Source organism: Lentzea sp. HUAS12 (assembly GCF_024125735.1).
In the GTDB taxonomy this organism is placed as follows: domain Bacteria; phylum Actinomycetota; class Actinomycetes; order Mycobacteriales; family Pseudonocardiaceae; genus Lentzea; species Lentzea albida.
This window is the reverse complement of sequence record NZ_CP099738.1, coordinates 6,315,085-6,338,746: the sequence shown is the minus strand read 5'-3', so window position 1 is coordinate 6,338,746 and position 23,662 is coordinate 6,315,085. Positions and strand designations below refer to the sequence as shown.

The 23,662-nt window shown below is 69.6% G+C and carries 28 protein-coding genes; 20 read left to right on the top strand and 8 right to left on the bottom strand.

Going from position 1 to position 23,662, the window contains the following annotated elements; translation table 11 throughout:
• Nucleotides 1-28: 28 nt before the first annotated feature.
• From ND450_RS28965 to rpmF, 3 genes are read left to right on the top strand one after another with little or no spacing between them, the layout of a single operon-like run.
• Nucleotides 29-913 carry a GTP-binding protein gene (locus ND450_RS28965; protein WP_253321686.1) on the top strand — a complete coding sequence of 295 codons (885 nt, stop codon included), beginning with the start codon at nucleotides 29-31 and terminating at the stop codon, nucleotides 911-913.
• Complete coding sequence (locus ND450_RS28960) at nucleotides 910-1,161, top strand: type B 50S ribosomal protein L31 (RefSeq protein WP_089909110.1); 252 nt, start codon at nucleotides 910-912, stop codon at nucleotides 1,159-1,161. The genes ND450_RS28965 and ND450_RS28960 overlap by 4 nt, the downstream gene beginning before the upstream one ends.
• A complete protein-coding gene (rpmF, locus tag ND450_RS28955; protein WP_253321685.1) occupies nucleotides 1,161-1,322 on the top strand; it encodes a 50S ribosomal protein L32 in 162 nt (53 codons plus the stop codon). Before ND450_RS28960 ends, rpmF begins: the two co-directional genes overlap by 1 nt.
• Here rpmF and ND450_RS28950 read toward each other — a convergent pair.
• Nucleotides 1,319-1,966: a histidine phosphatase family protein gene (locus ND450_RS28950; RefSeq protein ID WP_253321684.1), complete on the bottom strand. Its 648-nt coding sequence runs from the start codon at nucleotides 1,964-1,966 to the stop codon at nucleotides 1,319-1,321. The genes rpmF and ND450_RS28950 overlap by 4 nt on opposite strands.
• Nucleotides 1,967-2,040: 74 nt before the next feature.
• Between ND450_RS28950 and ND450_RS28945 the strand changes: the two genes are divergently transcribed.
• The 8 genes from ND450_RS28945 to lepB all read left to right on the top strand — a co-directional run bounded on the left by ND450_RS28945 (nucleotide 2,041) and on the right by lepB (nucleotide 9,016).
• Nucleotides 2,041-2,361, top strand: a complete 321-nt coding sequence (locus ND450_RS28945) for an EthD family reductase (RefSeq protein ID WP_253321683.1) — start codon at nucleotides 2,041-2,043, stop codon at nucleotides 2,359-2,361.
• On the top strand, nucleotides 2,358-3,173 hold the full coding sequence (locus ND450_RS28940; protein WP_253321682.1) for a 3-hydroxyacyl-CoA dehydrogenase family protein: 816 nt from the start codon (nucleotides 2,358-2,360) through the stop codon (nucleotides 3,171-3,173). Before ND450_RS28945 ends, ND450_RS28940 begins: the two co-directional genes overlap by 4 nt.
• A 10-nt stretch (nucleotides 3,174-3,183) precedes the next feature.
• Complete coding sequence (eis, locus tag ND450_RS28935) at nucleotides 3,184-4,341, top strand: enhanced intracellular survival protein Eis (protein ID WP_253321681.1); 1,158 nt, start codon at nucleotides 3,184-3,186, stop codon at nucleotides 4,339-4,341.
• Nucleotides 4,342-4,395: 54 nt separating this feature from the next.
• Entirely contained in the window at nucleotides 4,396-5,379 is a 984-nt protein-coding gene (locus ND450_RS28930; RefSeq protein ID WP_245785861.1) for a nucleotidyltransferase domain-containing protein, read from the top strand.
• A gap of 19 nt (nucleotides 5,380-5,398) precedes the next feature.
• Complete coding sequence (locus ND450_RS28925; protein WP_089909129.1) at nucleotides 5,399-6,010, top strand: trimeric intracellular cation channel family protein; 612 nt, start codon at nucleotides 5,399-5,401, stop codon at nucleotides 6,008-6,010.
• Between the two features lie 69 nt (nucleotides 6,011-6,079).
• The gene (locus tag ND450_RS28920; protein WP_089909132.1) at nucleotides 6,080-6,775 is read left to right on the top strand and encodes a response regulator transcription factor; all 696 of its coding nucleotides are present in this window, start codon (nucleotides 6,080-6,082) and stop codon (nucleotides 6,773-6,775) included.
• A complete protein-coding gene (locus ND450_RS28915) occupies nucleotides 6,775-8,160 on the top strand; it encodes a cell wall metabolism sensor histidine kinase WalK (protein WP_089910409.1) in 1,386 nt (461 codons plus the stop codon). The genes ND450_RS28920 and ND450_RS28915 overlap by 1 nt, the downstream gene beginning before the upstream one ends.
• A gap of 10 nt (nucleotides 8,161-8,170) precedes the next feature.
• Nucleotides 8,171-9,016: a signal peptidase I gene (gene lepB, locus ND450_RS28910; RefSeq protein ID WP_253321680.1), complete on the top strand. Its 846-nt coding sequence runs from the start codon at nucleotides 8,171-8,173 to the stop codon at nucleotides 9,014-9,016.
• A 63-nt stretch (nucleotides 9,017-9,079) separates the two neighbouring features.
• Here lepB and ND450_RS28905 read toward each other — a convergent pair whose 3' ends face one another.
• Genes ND450_RS28905 through ND450_RS28895 form a run of 3 tightly spaced genes read right to left on the bottom strand, consistent with a single transcriptional unit; the run spans nucleotide 9,080 to nucleotide 12,170 of the window.
• Nucleotides 9,080-9,976, bottom strand: a complete 897-nt coding sequence (locus ND450_RS28905; protein ID WP_253321679.1) for a carbohydrate ABC transporter permease — start codon at nucleotides 9,974-9,976, stop codon at nucleotides 9,080-9,082.
• A complete protein-coding gene (locus ND450_RS28900) occupies nucleotides 9,973-10,929 on the bottom strand; it encodes a carbohydrate ABC transporter permease (RefSeq protein WP_245785863.1) in 957 nt (318 codons plus the stop codon). The genes ND450_RS28905 and ND450_RS28900 overlap by 4 nt, the downstream gene beginning before the upstream one ends.
• Nucleotides 10,926-12,170 carry an ABC transporter substrate-binding protein gene (locus ND450_RS28895; RefSeq protein ID WP_245785864.1) on the bottom strand — a complete coding sequence of 415 codons (1,245 nt, stop codon included), beginning with the start codon at nucleotides 12,168-12,170 and terminating at the stop codon, nucleotides 10,926-10,928. Before ND450_RS28895 ends, ND450_RS28900 begins: the two co-directional genes overlap by 4 nt.
• 306 nt (nucleotides 12,171-12,476) lie before the next feature.
• Between ND450_RS28895 and ND450_RS28890 the strand changes: the two genes are divergently transcribed.
• From ND450_RS28890 to ND450_RS28855, 8 genes are all read left to right on the top strand, one after another.
• Nucleotides 12,477-14,459 carry a beta-galactosidase gene (locus tag ND450_RS28890; protein ID WP_253321678.1) on the top strand — a complete coding sequence of 661 codons (1,983 nt, stop codon included), beginning with the start codon at nucleotides 12,477-12,479 and terminating at the stop codon, nucleotides 14,457-14,459.
• Between the two features lies 1 nt (nucleotide 14,460).
• Nucleotides 14,461-15,258 (top strand): DeoR/GlpR family DNA-binding transcription regulator, encoded by a 798-nt coding sequence (locus ND450_RS28885; RefSeq protein ID WP_065914902.1) that lies wholly within the window; start codon nucleotides 14,461-14,463, stop codon nucleotides 15,256-15,258.
• Entirely contained in the window at nucleotides 15,255-16,343 is a 1,089-nt protein-coding gene (gene galT / locus ND450_RS28880) for a galactose-1-phosphate uridylyltransferase (RefSeq protein WP_253321677.1), read from the top strand. Before ND450_RS28885 ends, galT begins: the two co-directional genes overlap by 4 nt.
• Before the next feature lie 51 nt (nucleotides 16,344-16,394).
• Complete coding sequence (locus ND450_RS28875; protein ID WP_253321676.1) at nucleotides 16,395-18,005, top strand: trypsin-like peptidase domain-containing protein; 1,611 nt, start codon at nucleotides 16,395-16,397, stop codon at nucleotides 18,003-18,005.
• 151 nt (nucleotides 18,006-18,156) lie between these two features.
• Nucleotides 18,157-18,861, top strand: coding sequence for a response regulator transcription factor (locus ND450_RS28870; RefSeq protein ID WP_218159501.1), 705 nt, complete (start codon nucleotides 18,157-18,159; stop codon nucleotides 18,859-18,861).
• Nucleotides 18,862-18,884: 23 nt separating this feature from the next.
• The gene (locus ND450_RS28865; RefSeq protein WP_089910425.1) at nucleotides 18,885-19,745 is read left to right on the top strand and encodes a sensor histidine kinase KdpD; all 861 of its coding nucleotides are present in this window, start codon (nucleotides 18,885-18,887) and stop codon (nucleotides 19,743-19,745) included.
• A gap of 5 nt (nucleotides 19,746-19,750) precedes the next feature.
• Nucleotides 19,751-20,251, top strand: coding sequence for a molybdenum cofactor biosynthesis protein B (locus tag ND450_RS28860; protein WP_253321675.1), 501 nt, complete (start codon nucleotides 19,751-19,753; stop codon nucleotides 20,249-20,251).
• On the top strand, nucleotides 20,238-20,426 hold the full coding sequence (locus ND450_RS28855) for a hypothetical protein (protein ID WP_253321674.1): 189 nt from the start codon (nucleotides 20,238-20,240) through the stop codon (nucleotides 20,424-20,426). The genes ND450_RS28860 and ND450_RS28855 overlap by 14 nt, the downstream gene beginning before the upstream one ends.
• 270 nt (nucleotides 20,427-20,696) lie before the next feature.
• Here the strand turns inward: ND450_RS28855 and mscL are convergent, their stop codons facing one another.
• From mscL to ND450_RS28835, 4 genes are all read right to left on the bottom strand, one after another.
• Nucleotides 20,697-21,140: a large-conductance mechanosensitive channel protein MscL gene (mscL, locus tag ND450_RS28850; protein ID WP_253321673.1), complete on the bottom strand. Its 444-nt coding sequence runs from the start codon at nucleotides 21,138-21,140 to the stop codon at nucleotides 20,697-20,699.
• Nucleotides 21,140-21,694 (bottom strand): SAF domain-containing protein, encoded by a 555-nt coding sequence (locus ND450_RS28845; RefSeq protein ID WP_253321672.1) that lies wholly within the window; start codon nucleotides 21,692-21,694, stop codon nucleotides 21,140-21,142. Before ND450_RS28845 ends, mscL begins: the two co-directional genes overlap by 1 nt.
• 72 nt (nucleotides 21,695-21,766) lie before the next feature.
• Nucleotides 21,767-22,075, bottom strand: a complete 309-nt coding sequence (locus ND450_RS28840; RefSeq protein WP_253321671.1) for an FmdB family zinc ribbon protein — start codon at nucleotides 22,073-22,075, stop codon at nucleotides 21,767-21,769.
• A 94-nt stretch (nucleotides 22,076-22,169) separates the two neighbouring features.
• The gene (locus tag ND450_RS28835; RefSeq protein WP_253321670.1) at nucleotides 22,170-22,730 is read right to left on the bottom strand and encodes a 5-formyltetrahydrofolate cyclo-ligase; all 561 of its coding nucleotides are present in this window, start codon (nucleotides 22,728-22,730) and stop codon (nucleotides 22,170-22,172) included.
• 38 nt (nucleotides 22,731-22,768) lie between these two features.
• Here ND450_RS28835 and ND450_RS28830 point away from each other — a divergent pair, with 38 nt between their 5' ends.
• A complete protein-coding gene (locus ND450_RS28830; protein WP_089909167.1) occupies nucleotides 22,769-23,653 on the top strand; it encodes a UTP--glucose-1-phosphate uridylyltransferase in 885 nt (294 codons plus the stop codon).
• Nucleotides 23,654-23,662: the final 9 nt, after the last annotated feature.

Here is a 23,662-nt window from a genome sequence, read left to right as displayed (position 1 = left end):
ACTTTCGTTTTCATCTACGGTACCTCACATGAAAACCGTTGTCGTCATGGTGGCGGGGCTGGTCGAGCACGACGTCGCCGTGAAGGTGTGGCGCGACCGGCCCGGATCGGTGCTCGTGCGGCACGTGGCCGCGGAAACGTGCGTGCGGCGGTGGGTCGACGGCATCGCGACCGACGTGGAGTTGCAGCACGACTGCGTGTCCTGCACCGTCCGCGAGGACCTCCGCGGGCTGCTCGCCGACCTGGAGGGGCACACGGTCGTGCTGCACCTCGACCCGCTGCTGGAACCGGACGCGGTGCGCCGCGACCTCGGTGTCGACGTCGAGTGCGTCATCACCGTGCTCGACGCGGCGACCTGGCTGGACGACGCGCTGAGCGACGCGTCCATGACCAGCGACCGGCGCACGGTGGCGCAGGTCGTCGTCGCGCAGGCCGAGGCAGCGGATGTCCTGGTGCTGCAAGGGGATGCCGACGAACGGACGCTCGCCGTGCTGGACCGGCTGGCTCCCGGCGCGCACCGCTGCACACCGGAAACGGTGGTGGTGCACCGGTCGACCAAGCCCCGGATGCTGCCCCTGACGCCCGAATGCGGTGTCTCGACAGCGGTTTTCACGGCGAACCGGCCGTTTCACCCGGCCCGGCTGAACGACGCGCTCGACTCGTTGCTCGACGGAACGGTCGTGCGCTCGCGCGGCCGGCTCTGGGTCGCCGACGAGCCGGACGTCGCGCTGCACCTGGAATCCGCCGGGTGCGGGATGCACGTCGGCGAGGGCGGGCCGCGTGGCGACAGGACCACCCAGATCGTGGCGATCACCCTGGGCGAGCCGGACGCCATCACGGCGGCCTTCGCGGGCGCGCTGCTCACCGACGACGAACTGTCCTTCATGGACTCGATCCGAAAGCTGGCGTCATGAAACCCGGAATCCACCCCGACTACCACCCGGTCGTCTTCCAGGACGCGTCCACGGGCAAGACGTTCCTGACCCGGTCGACCGCGACCTCGGCCAAGACGATCGAGTGGGAGGACGGCAACACCTACCCGTTGCTGGTCGTCGACATCACCGCCGACTCCCACCCGTTCTGGACGGGCACGCAGCGGGTCATGGACACCGCCGGCCGGGTCGAGAAGTTCAACCGCCGCTACGGAAAGCGAGAGCGCTGATGGCCGTTCCCAAGCGCAAGACGTCCCGGTCCAACACGCGGCACCGCCGGTCGCAGTGGAAGGCCAGCGCGCCCGACCTCGTGCGCGTGCGGACGTTGGACGGCAAGGAACTCCTCGTTCCCCGTCGTCTCGTCGCCGCCTACAAGCGCGGGTTGCTCTAGCGGGGCAGCTGGACCGTTCCGTCCGGTGAGTCGCGCCACTGGTCGAAGGGGCGGTCCAGCCTCCATCCCGTGCCGTCGTGGTCGAGCACCCGGTTCTCGCAGGTGTCCGGATTGGACAGCGACTCGAACAGGTCGATGCTCCAGTCGAAGAACCTGCGGCACAGCAACCTGATCGTCAGTCCGTGCGACACGACGAGCACCGTCTTCGGGTGCGCCTCGTCCTTGTGCATCCGCACGGTCAGGCCGTCGAGGAACGCCGCCACCCGGTCGTCCACGTCCGCGCCGGACTCGCCGTTGGGCAGCCGGAAGAAGAAGTGGCCGAACGCGTGCCGCTGGTGCTTGAGCACCTCCTGCTGCACCGGGTCCTGGAGATTGCCCCAGTCCTGCTCGCGCACCCTCGGCTCGGTGACGATCCGCTCGGCGTCGACGCCCAGCAGGTCGAACGTGTGCTTCGTCCTGCGGTACGGCGAGACGTAGGCCGCGACCGGGCCGTCGCCGATCAGCTCCTTGATCACCGGGCCGGCGGCGCGGGCCTGTCGTTCGCCTGTTTCGGTCAGGGGGAGGGCGTGGTCGGGGATGCGGCAGTAGGCGAGCTCGTCGACGTTGCCGAGGCTCTGTCCGTGGCGCAGCAGGATGATCCGCACCTCACCATCGTGCCTCAGCTCCGCGAGTGGTCCGGGCGTTACAGTGCTCGGCGAGTCGAGGAGGATGGCGTCACATGATCAAGTACATCGCTCTGTACAAGAAGCCCGCCGACCCCGAGGGTTTCGACGAGAAGTACTTCGAGTCGCACCTGCCGATCGTGGAGTCGGTGCCCGGCATCGTGCGCGCCGAGGTCGCGAAGGTGCAGCGGGTGTTCCTGGCCGGTTTCCTCGGCGAGAACGAACTGCACCTGGTCGCGGAGATGTACTTCGAGTCCGAGGAGTCGTTCAAGGCCGCCCTGCAGTCGCCGGAGTGGGCCACGTCGGGCGCCAACCTCGCCGAGATCGGCGGGATGGAGCTCGTCGCGATGTTCAGCGCCGAGGTGGTCGGCGAGTGAAGGCCGTCGTCATCGGCGGCGGCACCATGGGCGCGGGCATCGCGCACCTCCTGCTCGCCCACGGCCACGAGGTCACCTTGTCGGAGGCCGATGCCGAACGCGCCGAGCAGGGCAGGCTCGCCGTCCGGCGGTCGCTCGGCAGGGCGCAGGAGAAGGGCAAGCTCGACGACGCCGACGCGGTGTTCGCGAACCTGAGCACCGGTGACCTGCCCGCGGACGCCGAACTGGTCGTCGAGGCGGTCCCGGAGAACGTGCCGCTCAAGCAGCATGTGCTCGGCATCGCGGCCGAGAAGTGCCCGCAGGCGGTTCTCGCGTCCAACACCTCGTCGCTGTCGATCTCGGAGATCGCCGGGGGACTGCCCGGCGAACGCGTGCTGGGCATGCACTTCTTCAACCCCGTCCCGGTGCAGCAGCTCGTCGAGCTGGTCCACCACGAGGGCGTCGACCCGGCGAACGTGGCCAGGGCGCGGGCGTGGGCCGAGGAGATGGGCAAGACCGTCATCGAGGTGCGCGACTCGCCGGGCTTCGCGACCTCGCGGCTGGGCGTCGCCGTCGGCATGGAGGCGATCCGCATGCTGGAGGAGGGGGTCGCGTCCGCCGCCGACATCGACACCGGCATGAAGCTCGGCTACCGCTGGCCGATGGGCCCGCTGGAACTCACCGACCTGGTCGGCCTCGACGTGCGGCTCGCGATCGCCGAGCACCTCGCGGCCGAACTGGGACCGCGGTTCGAGCCGCCGGGGCTGCTGCGGGACAAGGTCGCCCGCGGTGAGCTGGGGAAGAAGTCGGGCCAGGGCTTCTTCTCCTGGTAGATAGTCGTCCGTGCGCATCCGAGAGTTCACCGAGGACGACCGCGACGCCGTGTTCCGCCTGCGCAAGGTGGCGTTCAACGGGACGCCGCCGCCGGGGCCGTTGCTACGGCCCGGGTCGCACGGGATCCTCGCCGAGGTCGACGGGCGGGTCGCGGGCGTGCTCGGCATCGGCTCGTACGCCCAGTTCTACGGCGGCGCCGCGGTGCCCATGGGCGGCATCGGCGGTGTCGCCGTCGACGGGGCCTACCGGGGCCGCGGGATCGCGAACGCGTTGCTCGACGCCGCGCTGACCACGATGAGGGAGCACGGCCAGCCGATCTCGGCGCTCTACCCGACCGTGCCGAACCTGTACCGCAAACGCGGCTGGGAGCGCGCCGGCGTGTTCGAGTGGGTCGAGCTGCCGATGGACAGACTGCTCTCGGTGCCGAAGCCCACCGAGCGGATCGAGTCGCGCCCGGCGGTGGAGAGCGACCTGCCCGCGCTGCACGAGTGCTACCTGGAGGTCGCGCGGACCGTCGACGGCATGGCCGACCGCCGTCCACCGCGGATCGAGCTCGAGAAGGTGCTCGAGATGGACGTGGTGACCGTGCTGCCCGGCCCGAACGGCCTGCGCGGCTACCTCACCGCCACCCGCGAGTCCGGTGGTGACCTGGGCCGGCTCAAGGTCCACGACCTCATCGGCGTCGACGTCGAGGCCCAGCTGACCCTTCTCGCGTCGCTGGCGTCGTGGGCGGGTCTGCTCGAAGCCGTCGACCTGCGGATCACCGACCCGGCGACGGTGAACCTGCTGGGCGCCACGCCGCTGCGGTACTCGGTGTGGACCTCGACGTGGATGCAGCGCGTCGTCGACCTGCCCGCCGCCGTGGCCGCGCGGGGCTGGCCGCGCCTGCCCGACGTCGCGGTGGACCTGGACGTGGCCGACGAGCACGCGCCGTGGCACGCGGGCCCGCAGCGCGTCGTCGTGGAGGACGGCGCCGTCCGCGTCGAACCCGGTGGCACGGGTGCGGTGCGGCTGCACGCACGGGCGCTCGGGCCGTGGTTCTCCGGCGCGCAGACCACGCACGCGTTGCGGCGAGGGGGTCTGCTGGAGGGCGACCCGGCCGACGCGGTGGTGCTGGACCAGCTCGCCGGCTCCGCGGGCACCCCGCGCCTCGCCGACTTCTTCTGACGCGCCAGCGCGTCGCAATTCACCCGATCGGTCGCGTCCAGTAACAATGGACGGGTGGCGGGGGACCAGGACGAGGTCAGGCATGCCTACGGCGACAACATGGGTTGGCGCCTGAAGGGCTACGCGAAACGGCACAGCGGGCCACCGGTCAGCGTGCGCGAGCTCTCCCGGGACGAGTTCCTGGCGATCAGACCGCTGTTCGACTGCGACGACAACCCGTGGCTCGTGGACCTGAACGAGGTGGTCCCGCAGATCCGGCCGTTCGTCGAGGAGGTGCTCGGCCCGCTCAGCCCCGACGAGGACTACTACGTCACCGGCCACCCGCTGGACTGGGACAAGGACCCGGTGCAGGTCGCCAGAGACCTGCTCGACACGTACTACCCGCTCGCGAGGGCGGCGTTCCTCGGCGGCAGCGTCGCGACGGGCACCTACACGGCGAACTCCGACCTGGACATGATCGTGATCGTCGACGACCTGCCCGGCGCGTTCCGCGAGACGCTGCGGCACCGCGGCTGGCCGGTCGAGCTGTTCTGCCACACGATCGAGTCCTTCCAGGACTTCGTGGCCCGCGACACCGAGGGCCGACGGCCTCCGTTGCTGCACATGTGCGCCGAGGGTTTCCTCATGCTCGACGCCGACGGCACGGGCGCGCGGATGCGGGCCGAAGCGCGCGTTCTGCTGGACGCGGGGCCTCCACCCGCGACGGTCACCGAGCTGGAGGACCGCCGTTACGGCACCACGGACCTGCTCGAGGACCTGATCGGCGCACGGGACGAGGACGAACGGCTGTTCGTCGCGGCACGGCTGCTGACCTGCGTCGGCGAGCTGGCGCTGGTCGTGCAGAACCGGTGGCTCGGGCACGGCAAGTGGCTGCTGCGCCGGCTGCGCGACGCCAAGGAGGACGAGCTCGTCGACTCCTACCGGGCGCTGGTGCGGGGCGAGGGCGCCGAGCGGTTCATCACCGTCGTGGAGGCCGTGCTGGAGTCCGCGGGCGGGCGCATGGAGGCCGGTTACCGCCGGGCAGCGCCACACCGATGACCAACTATTCTTTCCGTTCGTGCTGCTCATCGTCCTGGAGCTGATCGGTATCGCGGTCTTCGCCGCCTCCGGGGCGGTGGCGGCGGTCCGCGCGCGCCTCGACGTGTTCGGCGTGATCATCCTGGCCCTCACCACCGCGCTGGGCGGCGGCATCATCCGCGACGTGCTGCTCGGCGTGCACCCGCCGACGAGCCTGCGGAACTGGCCGTACCTGCTGGTCGCGGGCGGTACGGGGCTGATCGTGTTCTGGTTCCACCCGCAGGTCGCGAAGCTCCGCCGCAGCGTGCTGCTGCTCGACGCCGTGGGGCTCGGGCTGTTCGTCACGTCCGGCACGTCGACCGCGCTCGCGCTCGGCGCCACCCCGTACGCGGCCTGCCTGATCGGGATGACCACCGGCATCGGCGGCGGTGCGATGCGCGATCTCCTCCTCCGAGAGATCCCGTTGGTCCTCAGGAGAGAGATCTATGCGGTGGCGGCGTTGTGCGGTGCCGTCGTCGTCGCGGTGGGGGAATGGGCGCGTCTGCCGAAAGGCCTGGTCGCGCTCACCGGTGCGTTGCTGATCATCACCATCCGGCTGATCGCGCTCTGGCGGAAGTGGAACGCACCGGTCGCAAGGGGGCTTGAGGGCTAACGCCGAACTCACACCCGCAGTTAGGGCCCTTCTCAGGCACTTCTCAGATCCCTCGGCAAGACTGCCCTCATGCGCATCCTCGTTGTCGATGACGATCGGGCGGTCCGGGAGTCACTCCGCCGCTCGCTCCAGTTCAACGGCTACCAGGTCGAGACTGCCGGAGACGGCATGCAGGCCCTGGAGTCGGTGACCGCCGCCAGGCCGGACGCGATGGTGCTCGACGTGATGATGCCCCGCCTCGACGGCCTCGAGGTGTGCCGCAGGCTGCGCAGCACCGGTGACGACCTGCCGATCCTCGTGCTGACCGCACGGGACGCCGTGAGCGACAGGGTGTCCGGTCTGGACGCCGGTGCCGACGACTACCTGCCCAAGCCGTTCGCGCTGGAGGAGTTGCTGGCCCGGCTGCGCGCGTTGCTGCGCAGGGCCGCCCACGACGACGACGCGGCCCAGCACTCCGCGGCCGCGCTCAAGTTCGCCGACCTGGAGCTGGACCCGTCCACCAGGGACGTCCGCCGCGGCGAGCGCCCGATCAGCCTCACCCGCACCGAGTTCGCGCTGCTCGAGCTCCTGCTGGCGCACCCGCGCCAGGTGCTCACCCGCAGCCGCATCCTGGAGGACGTGTGGGGATACGACTTCCCGACCTCGGGCAACGCACTCGAAGTCTACGTGGGGTACCTGCGCCGCAAGACGGAGGCCGAGGGGGAACCCAGGCTGATCCACACGGTGCGTGGAGTGGGCTACGTCCTGCGGGAGACCCCTCCGTGATCCACGAACCCCAGGGACGCCTCCAGCGGGCGTCGCTGCGGGCTCGGGTCACGTGGCTCGCGGCGTTCTGCGTCGCCGGGGCGGTCGCGTTGGTGTCCCTCGGCGCGTACATGGTCGTGCGCAAGAGCACGTACGACGCGCTCGACGACGGCCTGCGCCAGCGCGCCGCCACGGTGGCGAACGGCAAGAAGGTCAGTTCTCCCGACGAGGTCGCGAACTACCCGGCGGCGTTCCTCGCGGCCGGCGACGTGAAGATGGGCGTGCTGCTCTCGGACACCGGGAAGCTCACCTACCCGAGGGAGTCCGAGCCGCCGCCGACCGTGCCGGAGGCGTGGGACGTCGCGGACGGCGAGCGGCCCGAGTTCATCTGGACCGACCACAAGACCGAGACGCGCGTGATCGCGGTCCGGTACCAGCCCGACCAGGCGATCATCATCGCCCAGTCGATGGCGCCCCAGCGCACCACGCTGGCGAAGCTCAGCGTCGTCCTGCTGCTGATCGGCGGGGCGGGCGTGCTGCTCGCGGCCATCGCGGGCACGGCCGTCGCCCGCACGAGTCTGCGGCCGGTGCAGAGACTGACCGAGGCCACCGAACGCGTCGCGAACACCGGCGACCTGACGCCGATCCCGGTGTCGGGTGACGACGAGCTGGCCCGGCTCACGCACAGCTTCAACGCGATGCTCGGTGCCGTCGCCGAGTCGCAGGAACGGCAACGCCGCCTGGTCGCCGACGCGGGCCACGAGCTGCGCACGCCGCTGACCTCGATGCGCACCAACCTGGAGCTGCTGCTCGCCTCGGAACGCCCGGACTCCCCGACGTTGTCGCAGGAGGACAAGACGGAGATCCAGGCGGACGTGCGCGCGCAGATCGACGAGCTGACCACGTTGATCGGCGACCTGGTCGAACTCGCCCGCGAGGACGCCCCGCAGGTCGTCCACGAGCCGGTCGACCTCGTCGAGGTGGTCGAACGGTCCCTCGACCGGGCCCGTCGTCGTGGTTCGGGCGCCGTTCGCTTCGACGTTCAGCTCCAGCCGTGGACACTTCTGGGTGATTCGAGCGCGCTGGAGCGCGCGGTGCTGAACCTCCTCGACAACGCGGTGAAGTTCAGTCCGTCCGGTTCGTCCGTTCGCCTGAACCTCCGCCAGGTGGGGGACGGCAGCGCGGTGGTGGAGGTCGCGGACGCGGGCCCCGGCATCGCGGACGCCGATCTACCTCACGTTTTCGAGCGGTTCTACCGCTCCTCCGAGGCGCGGACCCTGCCGGGTTCGGGCCTCGGGCTCGCCATCGTCAAGCAGGTGGCGCAACGGCACGGCGGCACGGCCACGGCGGGCCGTGCGCCCGAGGGCGGTGCCCTGTTCACGTTGCGCCTACCCGGACGTCCGTAAGGTGGGGCGTGTGAGTCATCGCGTGAACGACGATTCTTCGTCGACCTGGGAGACGACGCCTCCCGCCGGAGACGGTCCCGCCGAACCCACGACGCGCTTCTCGACGTCCGGTTCGCGAGCTTCGTCCCGCTCGTCGGCCTACGACGAGGACGACGCGCCGAAGTTCTCCAGGAAGAAGACGAAGAAGAAGCAGCCGTTCTGGAAAGAGCTGCTGGTCATCTTCAGCGTGGCGCTGCTGCTGACCGTCGTGATCCAGACGTTCGTCGCGCGCGTGTTCGTCATCCCGTCGGCCTCGATGGAGACGACGCTGCACGGCTGCACGGGCTGCGTGAACGACAAGGTGCTGGTCGAGAAGATCACGTACCTGTTCAACGACCCGCGCCCCGGCGACGTCATCGTCTTCCGCGGCCCGCCGAACTGGACCGGCGGCAAGCAGCCCCCGAACTTCGTGGTCGGCACGCTGCAGGACCTCGGCTCGATGGTGAACCTCTCCGAGCCCAGCGGCACGGACTTCATCAAGCGCGTCATCGCCGTCGGCGGCCAGACCGTCGAGTGCTGCGACGACGAGGGCCGCGTCCTGGTCGACGGCAAGCCGCTGGACGAGCCGTACCTGAACTTCGGCGGCGGCCCGCGCCAGCAGGACTCGTTCGAGAAGGTCACCGTCCCCGCGGGCAAGCTGTGGGTGATGGGCGACAACCGCAACAACTCGTCGGACTCGCGCAAGCACGGCGACCCGACGCCGGCCGACGGCGCGATCCCGGTGGAGAACGTGGTGGGCAAGGCCCGCGTGATCGTGATCCCGGTGGGGCGTTGGGGCGGCATTTCGGACTTCAACCCGCAGACCGGCGGGAAGTAGCCGAGCCAAGAGCACGCGAGAGGGCGGGGTGCCGACATCGGCACCCCGCCCTCTCGTCTGCTCCTAGCCCTTCGTCGACCCCAGCGTCAGTCCACCCACGAACTGCCGCTGCAACACGAAGAACACCACCAACGTCGGCAAAGCCACCAGCAAAGACCCGGCCGCGATCAGGTTGTTGTCGGTGAAGAACGTCCCCTTGAGGTTCTGCAAGGCCGACGTCACCGGCATCTTGTCGCCGTCCTGGATCAACACCAACGCCCACAGGAAGTCGTTGTAGATCCAGGTGAACTCCAACGTCGCCAGCGCGGCGAGCACGGGCCGGCACAGCGGCAGGGTCAACTGCCAGTACTGCCGGAACACCGACGCTCCGTCCACCCGAGCGGCCTCGGTGAGCTCGTACGGGATGGTCTTCATGTAGTTCGACAGCACGAACGTGCAGAAGCCCATCTGGAACGCGATGTGGATCAGGATCACGCCGAGCGGCGAGTCGATCAGCGACTCGCTCTCCGACATCCACGCCGGCAGTTCGATCAGGCGGTACAGCCTCCACAGCGGCGTCACGATCACCTGCTGCGGCAACAGGTTGCCCGCGGTGAACAGCATCAGCAGCGCGATGTTGAACTTGAAGCTGAACCGCGAGACCCCGAACGCCACCATCGAGCTCAGCACCAGCGTCAGGATCAGCGCCGGCACGGTGATGAGGAACGTGTTCCAGTAGAAGTGCGGCAGGTCGCCGATCTCCCACGCCTTGGCGAAGTTCTCGAACGTCAGTGACTTCGCGATCGAGAAGTACCCGTTGACCGAGGTGTCGTCGTACGTCCGCAGCGACGCGTACACCGCCCACAGCAACGGGGTGAGCGTCATCAGGCACGTCAGGACGAGGAACACGTGCAGCGCGATGCGGGCCGGCCTGATCGGCTGCTTCTTGATCGGCAACGGGCGTTCCAGCGTGGCCGTCACGTCCGGTTCTCCTTGCTGAACACCTGGTACAGGTACGGGATGATGACGCCGAGCGAGATCGTCAGCAGGATCACGGCGACCGCGGAGCCGCGGCCGATGCGCGAGGCCTCGCCGATGATGTTGTCGGTCACGAGCACCGACAGCAGCTCCAGGCCGTTGCGGCCCTTGTTGATGACGTAGACGATGTCGAACGCGCGCAGCGCCTCGATCACGGTCACGACGGCGACCACGATGTTCACCGGCTTCATCACCGGGAACGTCACGCGGAAGAACGTCTGCGCCGAGGAGGCGCCGTCCAGTGCCGCCGCTTCCTTCAACGCCGGGTCCACCGACTTCAGGCCCGCCAGGTACAGCAGCATGATGTAGCCGGTGTGCCGCCACGCCGCCGCGACCAGCACGGCGTAGAGGTTGATGTCCGAGTCGCCGATCCAGTCGACCGGGTCGGCGCTCAGGCCCAGCAGCGAGTTCAGCAGGCCGCCGTCCGGTGTGTAGATCAGCTGCCAGATGAAGCCCACGAGGGCGAGCGACAGCACCATCGGCATGTACAGCGCGCTCTGGTAGATCCGGCTGAACCGGAGTTCGCGGTCGAGCAGCACGGCGAGCAGCAGACCCGCCGTCGTCGGCACGACGAGCAGGAACAGCAGCCAGATCAGGTTGTGCTGCACCGCGGGCCAGAACCGCGGGTACTCGCTGAAGATCTCGACGTAGTTCGCGACACCGATCCACTCGATGTCCTCGAGGCCGCCGATGCCGTTCCACCTGCTGAACGACAACGCGATCGAGCCCAGCGTCGGCACCCACACGAACAGCAGGTGCACGACCGCGGGGATGCCCAGCATGAGCGCCAGCACGAGCTTGTCCGTGCCGGCGAGGGCCGTGGCACGCTTTCCACGCCGACGAGGCGGCGGCCCGCTGGGGGCCACCGCCTTCGGCTTCTCCTGCACCGCGGTCACTTGAAGATGTTCTTCGCCTGGTCGGCCATGCCCTTGAGCACGGAGTCGACGCTGTTCGGGTCCTTGATGAACTCGATCAGGCCGTTGGTGGCGGCCTCGCTCGCGAAGCCCGGGTCGGTGTCGCGGTCGAGGAACTGCGTGATGTGCTTGGCGCCCTTGATGACCTCGGCCGCCTTCTTCTGCAGCGAGTTGTAGCTGGAGGTGTCGGCCTTCTGGTTGGTCGCGACCACGGACGAGTCGGACTTCAGGTAGGTGAGCTGCGGCTCGGCCGTCGACAGGTACTCGAGCAGCTTGAGCGCGCCCTCGGGGTTGCCGGGCTTCTTCGCCATCATGTACCCGTCGATCGGCGCCTCGACCGTGTCGGTGCCGTGCTCCGGGTTGATCTCCGGGAACGGGAAGAAGTCGAGGTCCTCCTTCTCCGCGTCCGGGAACTGCTGACCGAGGAACGAGCCCAGCAGGTACATGCCGGACTTCTTCTGCTGCAACGACTGTGCGGCTTCCTGCCACTCGCGGCCGAGCGCGTTCTCCTGGTGGAACGGCAGCAGCCGCTTCCACGTGTCGAAGACGTCCTTGACCCGCTTGTCCTGCCAGTCCTCCTTGCCCGCGAGGAGGTCCACGTGGAACTGGTAGCCGTTGGTGCGGAAGTTCAACTGGTCGAACGTGCCCATGCCCGGCCAGCCCTGCTTCTGCGCGAAGGCGATCGGGATCAGGCCGTCGGCCTTCATCTTCGTGGCGAGCGCGACGAGCTCGTCGAGCGTCTTGGGGACGGCGTAACCGCGCTCCTGCCACACGCTCTTGCGGTAGAACATGCCCCAGGGGTACTGCGTGAACGGCACGAAGTACTGCTTGCCGTCGGTGGCCGTCGACGCCTGCTTGAGCGCGTCGGAGTAGTTGCCGCCGATCTTGCCCCACAGGTCGCTGACGTCGCCGGTGAGTCCCTGGTCGGCGAAGAACCGCATCCGGTAGCCGGCGAACCACGCGAGCACGTCGTCCGGCTTGCCCTGCAGGTAGTTGTTGATCTGCTCCTGGTACTGCTCGTGCTGCTTCGTGTTGATCGTGACGGACAGGCCGCCCGACTGGCCCTCGAAGCCCTTGAGCGCGGCCGTGATCGCGTCCTTCGGCACCTGGTCGGACAGGTTGTTGCCGAAAGTGACGACCTTGGAGTCGCCGCCCGAGCCGGAACCGCCCCCGCACGCCGAGAGAAGACCACTGGTCGCGGCGACGCCGGCACCGGCCAGCATGACTCGCAGCATCGTCCGCCGACCGAGCTGCGGTAACGGGGTGGAACCAGGCGTCTGCAGAACCATCATCGCTCCTACGGGTGACACGCGCTCGTGCGAACCGAACATGACTCAAACAAAGTTGCGCACAATGTGGTCCGAGTCATACAGCATGTCAAGCCCTGTTACGCAGCTGTTAAACCGGTGCGCAGCGGCGTCCGGGCCACTTCCCGGTACTTTTCCCGGTCTTTTGCTCCACAGACCTCAACGCGAAGTTGTGTTTGCTTGTGTTGACGTTGGGGGCTGTCGTCGGCCACGCTTGCGGCCGTGACGACTTGGCCAACAGACCTGCCAGGCCTCGGCTGGGGGGCTGACTACAACCCCGAGCAGTGGCCCGAACACGTCTGGACCGAGGACGTCGAGCTCATGCGGCGCGCCGGCGTGACCATGGTCAGCGTCGGGATCTTCAGCTGGGCGAAGATCGAGGTCAGCAAGGGCGAGTACCGGTTCGACTGGCTCGACCGCGTGATGGACCTGCTGCACGCCGGCGGCATCCGCGTCGACCTCGCGACCGCCACCGCCGCGCCCCCGCCGTGGCTGACCACCGAGCACCCCGAGATGCTGCCCGTCCGCGCGGACGGCGTGCGGCTGTCGCACGGCTCGCGGCAGGCGTACTGCCCGTCGTCGCCGATCTACCGCGACCGGGCGACGGCGCTGGCCGCCGAGATGGCCTCGCACTACCGCGACCACCCCGCCCTCGCCGCCTGGCACGTCGGCAACGAGTACGCGTGCCACGTGAAGCGCTGCTACTGCGACACGTGCGCCGCCTCGTTCCGCGAGTGGCTGGCCGCCCGCTACACGCTCGACCAGCTCAACGACGCGTGGTCGACGGCGTTCTGGAGCCAGGGCTACACCGACTTCGCGCAGGTCCTGCCGCCGCGCGTCACGCCGACGTTCTCGAACCCGGCGCACGTGCTCGACTACGACAGGTTCTCCGACGACGCGATCCTCGAGCTCTACAAGGCCGAGCGCGACGTGCTGCGCATGATCACGCCCGAGGTGCCGGTCACCACGAACTTCATGGTCAACTGGACGTTCGGCGACCTCGACTACTGGAAGTGGGCGCGCGAGGTCGACTTCGTCTCCAACGACCACTACACCGAGGCCCAGTCGCCCGACCGGCACATCGAGCTCGCCATGTCCGCCGACCTCGTGCGCGGCCTGGCCGGCGGCAAACCGTGGCTGCTCATGGAGAACTCGACGTCCGCGGTGAACTGGCAGCGGCGCAACATCGCCAAGCTGCCGGGGGAGCAGCGGCGGCACTCGTTCCAGAACATCGCGCGCGGCGCGGACGGCACGCTGTTCTTCCAGTGGCGGCAGTCCCGCGGTGGCAGCGAGCGCTACCACTCGGCGATGGTCCCGCACGCCGGCCCGGACACCAAGGTGTACCGCGAGGTCTGCGAGGTCGGTGCCGAGTACCGGAAGCTCGCCGAGGTCGTCGGCTCCACTGTGGACGCCTCCGTCGCGGTCCTGTTCGACTTCCAGTCCGGCTGGGCGCTGCGCCAGGACGCCCACCCGACGCAGGACTTCGACTACTGGCAGCACGTGCTCGGGTACTACAAGGCCCTGTGGCAGGCGGGTGTCACCGTCGACTTCGTCGCGCCGGGCACCAACCTCTCGAAGTACTCGCTGGTGGTCGTGCCGGCGTTCTACGCGGTGTCCGACGCGCATGCCGCCGTGATCGCGGACTACGTGGCGGGCGGCGGCCACGTCGTCGTCACGTACCTGTCCGGTGTCGCCGACCAGTACACGCGAGTGCGACTGGGCGGGTACCCCGGGGCGTTCCGCGACGTGCTCGGCGTGTGGTCCGAGGAGTTCTTCCCGCTGCGGCAGGACGAGACCGTCTCGCTGAGCGACGGCTCGACCGCCTCGTTGTGGACGGAGCACCTGCACACGCGCACCGCTGACACCGTTGTCTCCTACGTGGACGGGCCGTTGCCCGGGGTGCCGGCGGTGACGCGCAACGCGTTCGGCAACGGTGTCGCCTGGTACGTGGCGTGCGATCTCGACGGCGACGGTCTGAGCCGAACGGTGGAAAACGCACTTTCCGGTGCGGGCGCAGGGGTGTCGCGTTCGCCGATTGAGCTCGTGCGGCGCAGGGGCGACGTATCGTTCCTCTTCGCCGTCAACCACACCGACACCGACGCGCAGATCGAGGCGTCCGGTGTCGACGTGTTGTCCGGCACGCAGGTCTCCGGACGCCTCACCGTGCGAGCCGGGGACGTGGTCGTCCTCAGGGAAGAGGTGTGAGGTGCTGGCACGTCAGCGGCAAGCCGTGATCATCGAAGAGGTCCGCCGCACGGGAGCGGTCCGCGTGAGCGACCTCGTCGTGCGGCTCGGCGTCTCGGACATGACCGTGCGCCGGGACCTCGACGTGCTCGCCGCGCGCGGGCTGGTGGAGAAGGTCTACGGCGGCGCGACGTCCGTCGTCGGGCGCTCGACCGACGAGCCCGGTTTCGAGGCCAAGTCGGTTCGGCAGCTGCCCGAGAAGGAGGCGATCGCGGCCGCCGCCGCGGGCCTCGTGCGTCCGGGGACGGCCATCGGTCTGTCCGCGGGCACCACGACGTGGACGTTAGCTCGTTTCCTCGACGACATCCCCGACCTGACCGTCGTCACGAACTCCATCCGCGTCGCCGACGTGCTGCAGCAGAGCGGGCGCACGGACCGCACGGTCGTGCTGACCGGTGGCGTGCGCACGCCGTCCGACGCGTTGGTGGGCCCCGTGGCCGTGCAGGCGTTGCGGTCGCTGCACCTCGACGTGGTGTTCCTGGGCGTGCACGGCATGGCCGAGCGCTCCGGTTTCACCACCCCGAACCTCAACGAGAGCGAGACCGACCGAGCGCTCGTCGACGCCGCCGGCCGCGTGGTCGTGGTCGCGGACCACGAGAAGTGGGGCACCGTCGGCATCTCCACGATCGCCGACCTCGACGAGGCGCACGTCCTGGTGACGGACGAAGGTTTGCCGGACGACGCCAGGGCCATCCTGAGCGAGCAGGTCGGCGAGTTGGTGTTGGCACATGTACCGGGAAGTGGCGAGGAGCTGGCGTGAGGCGTACCGCGGGAAAACTGGCGGACGGCCGGGAGATCATCTACTTCGACGACAGCGCTGAGGCGCCGCCGCGGGCCGCGGTGGACACCCGGGACCTCCCCGAGACCCAGCCGATGTCCGAAGTCCGGCTGGACCCGTTGACCCGCGAGTGGGTCGCCATGGCGGCCCACCGCCAGACGCGGACGTACAAGCCGCCGGCGGACCTCTGCCCGCTGTGCCCGTCGACGCCGGGCAGGCCCACCGAGATCCCCGAGGCCGACTACGACGTCGTCGTGTTCGAGAACAGGTTCCCGTCGCTGGCCCAGAACGTGCCCGACGTGCCGTCCACTGTGGATGGTGAGGAGCTGTTCGTGCGCGCGCCGGGCCGCGGGCGCTGCGAGGTCGTCTGCTTCACGTCGGACCACAACAAGTCGTTCGGCGAGCTCTCCGAGTCGCGCGTGCGCACCGTCGTGGACGCCTGGGCGGACCGCGTCGCCTTCTTGTCAACGTTGCCAGGGGTCGAGCAGGTCTTCCCGTTCGAGAACCGCGGCGAAGAGATCGGCGTGACGCTCTCCCACCCGCACGGCCAGATCTACGCGTACCCGTTCGTCACCCCGCGCACCGAGCGCATGCTGACGGCTGCTCAGGCCTACTACGCCGAACACGGCCGCCCGCTGTTCGGCGACGTCCTGGAGGCCGAGCTCCGCGCGGGCGCGCGGGTGGTGGACGAGTCCGAGCACTGGGTCGCCTTCGTGCCGGCCGCCGCCCGCTGGCCCGTCGAGGTCGTGCTGGCGCCGCGCCGCCAGGTTCCCGACATCGCCGCACTGTCCTCAGTGGAGCGCGACGACTTCGCGTCGCTGTACCTGAAGGTGCTGCACCGCCTGGACGCCCTCTACGACCGGCCGTTGCCCTACATCGCCGCCTGGCACCAGGCCCCGGTCAACCAGGGCCGCGAGGAGATGTGGCTGCACCTGCAGGTCTTCTCGGTGCTCAGGACGAAGGACAAGCTCAAGTACCTCGCGGGCTCCGAGTCCGGCGAGGCCGTGTGGATCAACGACGTGACGCCCGAGCAGATCGCGGAACGGCTCCGGGGAACACACAAGTAGCTCCCAGGCTGGTTTAAGGGTTCTCTCAGGACGACACCCGAGACTATGGGCATGACCGAGAGCAACCAGCCAGCGCAGCAGCCGGACCAGCCGGACTCCGTGCCGTCGAGCGCCGGTCAGACAGACTCCGGCGCGCGGGAGCAGGGCCCGTCGCTGCCGGAACCCGGCCAGCCGGATCCTTTGCAGGGGGGATCCGGCCAGGCTGGGGCTACCGCTCAGACCGGGACGACAGGCCAGGCCGGGAGCACCGGGTACGCCTCCCCGTCCGGCCAGCCGGCCGCGCCCGCGGGCCTCGGCGACGTTCCCGCCTCCTTCACTTCGGCCCAGCCGCAGGTGCCCTCACCTGACGCGGGCCAGACGCAGCTCGGCGGGTCCGGACCCGGCCAGCAGCTCTCTTCACCCTCAGGGTCCGGCCAACCTCACCCGCTCGGCCTCGGCGCGACGACCGCGCAGTTCGGCGCGGAGTCACCGTTCGGTGGGCAGCAGCCCGCCGGTCCGCCGTCGAACCCGTTCGCCGCACCTCAGCAGGGTTCTCAGACGGGTCAGTACTACCTTCCTCCCGGCTACCAGCCGCCCGTCGAACCGCGTCCCAAGGGCCGCGGCAAGGTCGTGGCGGGCGTCGCCGCCCTCGTGCTCCTCGTGGGCGGGCTCTCCGGCGGCCTCGGCGGCTACCTGGGCTACAACTTCGCGAACGACTCGTCGTCGGTGAGCTCGCTCGACTCGCCCCGCCCGGCCTCGCAGACCTCGAACGCCCCCGCGGGCTCGGTCGAGGACGTGGCGAACAAGCTGCTGCCGTCCGTCGTCCAGATCCAGGTCACGACGAGGGCCGGCGCCGGCGAGGGCTCGGGCTTCATCATCTCCGGCAACGGCCAGATCGTGACGAACAACCACGTCATCGAGGGCGCTGCCGCCGGCGGTGACATCAAGGTCGTCTTCCAGGACGGCAGGACCGCGTCCGCCAAGATCCTCGGCCGCGACCCGAGCTCCGACATCGCCGTCATCCAGGCCGACGGCGTCTCGAACCTCCCGGTCGTGCAGCTCGGCAACTCCGGCGACATGAAGATCGGCCAGGGCGTCGTCGCGATCGGCTCGCCGTTCGAACTGTCCGGCACGGTGACGTCCGGCATCGTCAGCTCGCTGAACCGCCCGGTCTCGGCGGGCGGTGACCGCGGCTCGAACTCGCAGGCGACGGTCCTGAACGCCATCCAGACCGACGCCGCGATCAACCCCGGCAACTCGGGCGGCCCGCTCGTCAACATGCAGGGCCAGGTCGTCGGCATCAACTCGGCGATCTACAGCCCGAGCCAGGGTCAGGGCCAGGCCGGATCCGTCGGCATCGGCTTCGCGATCCCGATGGACCAGGCCCGCCGCACGATCGACGAGATCGTGAAGAGCGGCAAGCCCAAGCAGACCGTGCTCGGCGTGAAGGTCGAGTCGACCGAGCAGGGCGCGAGGATCACGGAGATCACCGCCGGCGGCGCTGCCGAGAAGGCCGGGCTGAAGGCCGGTGACGTGATCACGAAGTTCGGCGACCGCCGCATCGACGAGTCGGACACGCTCGTCGCCGCCGTCCGGTCGAAGGCTCCTGGCGACAAGGTGACGATCACCCTGTCCGACAACAGGACCGTGGAAGCCACCCTCGACGGCGTCGAGGTGGGATAGGTCGGGGGACGCCCGGGTCCTGGCAGCCGCCGCCCGCCAGGACCCGGGCGTGACGACCCCGGAGAGGCCCGGACCTGTGCGCACCTGCCCCGCACACAGGCCCGGGCCTCTTCTTACGTCCTCGTGACGAACACGGGCCAGGCGCGCTTGCGTGACCTACCGTGGTGACGTGGTGGAACGGGTGCTGGTCGTCGACGACGACACGACGGTGCGCGATGTCGTGCGCCGCTACCTCGAACACGCCGGGTACGAGGTCGAGCTCGCCGGCGACGGGGAGAGCGCGCTGCGGCTGATGGCCGCGCAGGAGCCGGACATCGTGGTGCTGGACCTGATGCTGCCCGGCATCGACGGCCTCGAGGTGGCGCGGAGGATCCGGGAGCGCGGCAGCACGCCCGTCGTCATGCTGACGGCGCTCGGCGAGGAGGAAGACCGCATCGCCGGGCTGCAGATCGGCGCGGACGACTACGTGACCAAGCCCTTCAGCCCGCGTGAGCTGGCGTTGCGCGTGTCGTCGGTGCTGCGGCGGGCGCACCGGGCGTTCGAGCCGCGGGTCGTGCGGGACGGGAACCTCGTGCTGGACGTGGCCGCGCACACGGCGACGTTGGACGGGCGGCCGTTGCAGCTGACGACCCGCGAGTTCGACCTGCTGGCGTTCTTCATCGGCAACGCGGGCAAGGCGTTCGGCCGGGCGGAGCTGCTGGAACGGGTGTGGGGCTGGCAGTTCGGCGACCAGTCGACGGTGACCGTCCACGTGCGACGGTTGCGGGAGAAGATCGAGGAGGACCCCGCGAAGCCGCGCCGGCTGAGCACCGTGTGGGGCGTCGGCTACAGGTACGACCCGTGTTCGATCGACTGAGCCGCGTCTCGCTGACCACCGCGATGACCGTCATGGTCATCGTGCCGGTGGTGGCCACCATCGCCGGCGTGCTGATGGTCAGCGGGTTCATGTTCACGCCGATGCTCGGCGCCACCCTCATGGCGTGCGTGGTGGTCGGCCTGGTCACCGTGCCGTTCTCGATCCTGCTGGGCCGGGCGATCGCGCGACGCACGATGTGGGAGCGCGAGGCCGAGGCGGCGCGGCGGCAGCTGGTGGCGTGGATCAGCCACGACCTGCGGACGCCGCTGGCCGGGATCAGGGCGATGACCGAGGCGTTGGAAGACGGCGTCGTCTCCGATCCGGGCGAGGTCGCCGTCTACGCCAAGCAGATCGCGCTGGAGGCCGACCACCTGTCGAAGCTCGTGGACGACCTGTTCCAGCTCTCGCGGATCACCGCGGGCGCCCTGAACCTGCCGATGCACGACGTGGCGCTGGCCGACGTGGTGAGCGACGTCGTCGCCGCGTCCCGCCCGATCGCGTCGCGCGAGGGCGTCGAGTTGCGCGCGGACGCCCGCGCCTGGCCCGTCGTGCGGGGCTCCGAACCGGAACTGATGCGTGTCGTGCGCAACCTTGTGTCCAACGCCATCCGCCACACACCGGAGGGCGGTGCCGTCGCCGTCCAGGTCGATGTGGACGGACCCGAAGCGGTGGTGCGAGTGGACGACTCGTGCGGCGGCATCCCCGATGACGTGCTGCCACAGGTGTTCGACGTGGGCTTCCGCGGCTCGTACGCGCGCAACCCGTCGGGCGCCGGACTGGGCCTTTCCATCGCACGCGGCCTCGCCGACGCGCACCACGGGCGGATCGGCGTCGAGAACCACGGTCCTGGCTGCCGCTTCGAGGTCCGACTCCCGCTACGGTGATCGGTATGGAACGCAGCGCGCAGCGCCTTGGCCGCGCTTTGGTCGTGATCGTGGACGACCGGGTGGCGCACGGCGAGCAGGACGACAACTCCGGGCCTCTCGTCACCGAGCTCCTCGAAGAAGTGGGCTTCATCGTCGACGGCACCGTCGCGGTCGAGGGTGAGGTGGTCGACATCCGGGCCGCCCTCAACACGGCCGTCATCGGTGGCGTCGACCTCGTGGTCACCGTGGGAGGCACAGGCGTGTCCCCGCGCGACGTCACCCCCGACGCCACGCAGGGCCTGCTCGACCGCCCGATCCACGGCATCGCCGAGGCGCTCCGCGCCTCCGGCCTCGCCGCGGGAGCGGTCGACGCGGGTATCTCGCGCGGTCTCGCCGGCGTCTCCGGCAGCACGCTCGTCGTGAACCTCGCGGGCTCGCGCTCCGCGGTCCGCGACGGCATGGCAACCCTGTCGGCCCTGGTGCCCTACGTGATCGAGCAGCTGAGCGGTCTTGACGAAGAGTGATTCACCGAAGCCGGCCGACGACGACGCGGCAGCGCGTCGTCGCCGGTTGGCGGAGGTGTTCGGCGACGTGCTGCCGGAGACCACTTCGGACGAGCGCGGTGGTGGGGCCGGGGCTGGGACGGATGACCGCGAGGCCTGGTACCGCGAGAACAGGCCGCCGCACCACGGCGGCTGACACGGGCTGGCGGACTGAGGCGGGCTGACGCGGCTGGCGTGAGCTGGCGCCGCTGAGACCGGCCTGCGCCGCTGGGACAGTTGTTGCCAGCCCCAGTGGGCAGCGGGCCTCGTGGGATGGCTGCGAGTGTGGTGCGCCAGCTTCGGCGCCGTGATCAGGCGGCCTGGGTCTGCCCCGGACGTCGGCCGGCGGGCTGGAGCGAAGCCAGGACAAAGCGCGCTGGACCGCTGGTGCGGCGGGCGCGCTTCGTCTCGGCGGGACGGGTTGAGATCAGATGGCTGGGCCGCGGCGGTCCTGCACCACGGTGGGCTGCTGCTGGTGGTTGTTCTGCTGTGCCGCGAGGAGGTCGCGGATCTCGATGAGCAGCTCGACGTTCGTCGGCTCGGCCGGGCCGGGCTCCTCGCCCCTCTTGCGGCGCTCCTGGATCTTCTTGATCGGCAGCACCAGGACGAAGTAGACGACAGCGGCCACGATGATGAAGTTGATCGCGGCGTTGATGACGTTGCTGAAGTCGAGGTACGTGTCGTCCTTGCCCTCGCGGAGCTGGATGCCGAGGCCCTTGGTCTCGGCGCTGCCCAGCGACGCGATGAGCGGCTTGATGAGGCTCGTGGTGAACGCGGTGACGATCGCGGTGAACGCCGTGCCGATGACCACGGCCACGGCCAGGTCGACGACGTTTCCGCGCATCAGAAAGTCTTTGAATCCCTTCAGCATCAGCGGAGAGTAACGGCTAATGCTTGATCCAGTGACATCGCGGCCACACGAGTTGCATTAAGTCTCGGCAACGTGAGCACGACGACCTGGCCGCGCGTCTCCCGCACCGCCGCGTTCTCCGCGACGACCTCGCCGGACGACGACACCACGTCGACCCGGCCGCCCGGTCTGACGACGGCAGCGAGGCCCTGGTCAGCCACGCGGACGGCCACCGACGCCTGGTCCGGGGACACGTCGGAGAGGTCGTAGTCGGTCAGCGGGACGCCTGCCCGCGCGGGCGACGACAACGCGCGGCCCACCACGGCCTCGGAACCCGGGAACGAGCCCGGTAGCGGCGCGCTCAGGGACACGACCCGGACGTCGGAGGCCGTGAGCGGGGCCCCGGCCGGCAGATCGCGGGAGGCGACCACGGCGGGATGGCCCACGTCCGGCCAGAAGAACGTCGACAGGGCCATCAGGGCGAGGCCCAGGGCCAGGAAGCGGCGCCACGCGGGAGAAGGGCGGCGGCGCGAGAAGGAGCGGACCCGGTCGAGGGTGGAGGCGGAAAGCGTCATGCCTCCGACCGTAGGGCGGTCGGAGGCATGGCTGGTGGGGCTGGAACGCAAGTTGTGGACAACTCGCGATCTTCAGGAAGCGGCGGCCGCCGGAGCGCTCGAGGACTTCGAATCCGAAGAGGACGACGAGGTGGACTTCGTGTCCGACGACTTCGTCTCCGAGGAGGACGAGGTGGACGTCGAGGACGTGCTCTTCGACGAGCCCGAACGGCTGTCCGTGCGGTAGAAGCCGCTGCCCTTGAAGACGACACCGACGGCGCCGAACAGCTTGCGCAGCTTGCCCGAGCACTCCGGGCACTCGGTGAGGGAGGCGTCGCTGAACGACTGCACCGCCTCGAACCGGTGCTCACACGCGGTGCAGGCGTACTGGTACGTAGGCACTGGGTCTGCTCCTAGCTCTGGCACTCGACCGTTGTGAGTGCCAACACGATTTTCGCCCAGGACCTTCCCGGAGCGCAAACACCCCCGATCAAAGTCACAGCCAGCGCAGCCCGATCGAGGGAGTCAGAACGCCGTTCATCCGCACGTCGTGGGGCTCGCCCGGCACCTCCGCCAGCACCTCGCAGTCCCGCACGACACCGACCAAAGGCGCTTTGACCAGCGGCAACGACCGGTCGTAGTGGCCCTGCCCCTTCCCGATCCGCACCCCGGTGACCGACACGGCCAGGGCGGGCACGAGCACCAGCGAGGCTCCAGCGATCGCCGAGGCGCCGAGCCGCGGGCCGGTCGGCTCCAGCAGCCTGAACCCCGCCGGCGCGACCTCACCGGTGTGCTCCGCCCAGTCCAGCGGCGACGCCCCCGTCACGACCGGCAGCAGCACCCGGCACCGCAGCCCGTCGAGCCACGACGCGTCACCGGGCTCGGAACCGACCGGCAGGAAGGCGCACACCGTCTGATCAGGTGAAAGATCCAGAGCGGCGACGTGCGCGGCCAGCGCGGCGGCTTCCAGGGCGCGGACTTCGGGCGACAGCGCACGCCGCGCGGCGAGCAACCGTGAACGCAGTGTGGCCTTCCGGTCACGAAGATCGGACGTCATGGTGGGTATCCCCCGGTATGTCGTTAGCATCGCAGCCCATGAGCAGCGCCTTCCACACCGCTATCGTGCCCGCGGCCGGTCTGGGCACCCGTTTCCTCCCCACGACCAAAGCCGTGCCGAAGGAACTGCTGCCCCTGGTCGACACCCCCGCCATCGAGTACGTGGCGCGCGAGGCAGCAGAGGCCGGTGCGAAGAAGCTGGTCATCGTGACGTCGCCGACCAAGGCGTCGGTCGCGGACTACTTCGACGCGAACCCCGACCTCGAGCAGTCGCTGACCGACAAGGGCAAGACCGAGCTCGTCGAGAAGATCCGGCGCGCCCCGCAGCTGATCAAGGCCGAGACCGCGATCCAGGACCAGGCGCTCGGCCTCGGCCACGCGGTCGGCTGCGCCGAGGGCAACCTGACCGGTGAGGACGAGGCCGTCGCGGTGCTGCTGCCCGACGACATCATCCTGCCGACCGGCGCGCTGAAGAAGATGGCCGAGGTCCGTCAGGAGAAGGGCGGCAGCGTCCTGCTGGCGTTCGACATCCCGCGCGAGCAGATCTCCGCGTACGGCGTGTTCGACGTCCGCGACACCGGCAGCGACGACGTGAAGCAGGTCGTCGGCATGGTGGAGAAGCCGAAGCCGGAGGAGGCGCCGTCGACGTTCGCGGCGGCGGGCCGGTACCTCCTCGACCGGGCGATCTTCGACGCCCTCAAGCGCATCACCCCCGGTGCCGGCGGCGAGCTGCAGCTCACCGACGCCATCGCGCTGCTGATCAACGAGGGCCACCCCGTGCACGTCGTGGTCCACCGCGGCGGGCGACACGACCTCGGCAATCCCGCCGGATTCCTGCGCGCTGCGGTTGACTTCGCACTCAACACCCCGGAGTACGGACCCGATCTGCGCGAGTGGTTGCGGGAACGCCTCGACAACTCCTGAGCGCGAGGA

Coding starts and splice junctions, on each gene's coding strand:
- ND450_RS28965 (WP_253321686.1), top strand. CDS start 29: ATGAAAACCGTTGTCGTCATGGTGGCGGGGCTGGTCGAGCACGACGTC.
- ND450_RS28960 (WP_089909110.1), top strand. CDS start 910: ATGAAACCCGGAATCCACCCCGACTACCACCCGGTCGTCTTCCAGGAC.
- rpmF (WP_253321685.1), top strand. CDS start 1,161: ATGGCCGTTCCCAAGCGCAAGACGTCCCGGTCCAACACGCGGCACCGC.
- ND450_RS28945 (WP_253321683.1), top strand. CDS start 2,041: ATGATCAAGTACATCGCTCTGTACAAGAAGCCCGCCGACCCCGAGGGT.
- ND450_RS28920 (WP_089909132.1), top strand. CDS start 6,080: ATGCGCATCCTCGTTGTCGATGACGATCGGGCGGTCCGGGAGTCACTC.
- ND450_RS28895 (WP_245785864.1), bottom strand. CDS start 12,170: ATGCTGGCCGGTGCCGGCGTCGCCGCGACCAGTGGTCTTCTCTCGGCG.
- ND450_RS28875 (WP_253321676.1), top strand. CDS start 16,395: ATGACCGAGAGCAACCAGCCAGCGCAGCAGCCGGACCAGCCGGACTCC.
- ND450_RS28865 (WP_089910425.1), top strand. CDS start 18,885: ATGACCGTCATGGTCATCGTGCCGGTGGTGGCCACCATCGCCGGCGTG.
- ND450_RS28860 (WP_253321675.1), top strand. CDS start 19,751: ATGGAACGCAGCGCGCAGCGCCTTGGCCGCGCTTTGGTCGTGATCGTG.
- mscL (WP_253321673.1), bottom strand. CDS start 21,140: ATGCTGAAGGGATTCAAAGACTTTCTGATGCGCGGAAACGTCGTCGAC.
- ND450_RS28845 (WP_253321672.1), bottom strand. CDS start 21,694: ATGACGCTTTCCGCCTCCACCCTCGACCGGGTCCGCTCCTTCTCGCGC.
- ND450_RS28835 (WP_253321670.1), bottom strand. CDS start 22,730: ATGACGTCCGATCTTCGTGACCGGAAGGCCACACTGCGTTCACGGTTG.
- ND450_RS28830 (WP_089909167.1), top strand. CDS start 22,769: ATGAGCAGCGCCTTCCACACCGCTATCGTGCCCGCGGCCGGTCTGGGC.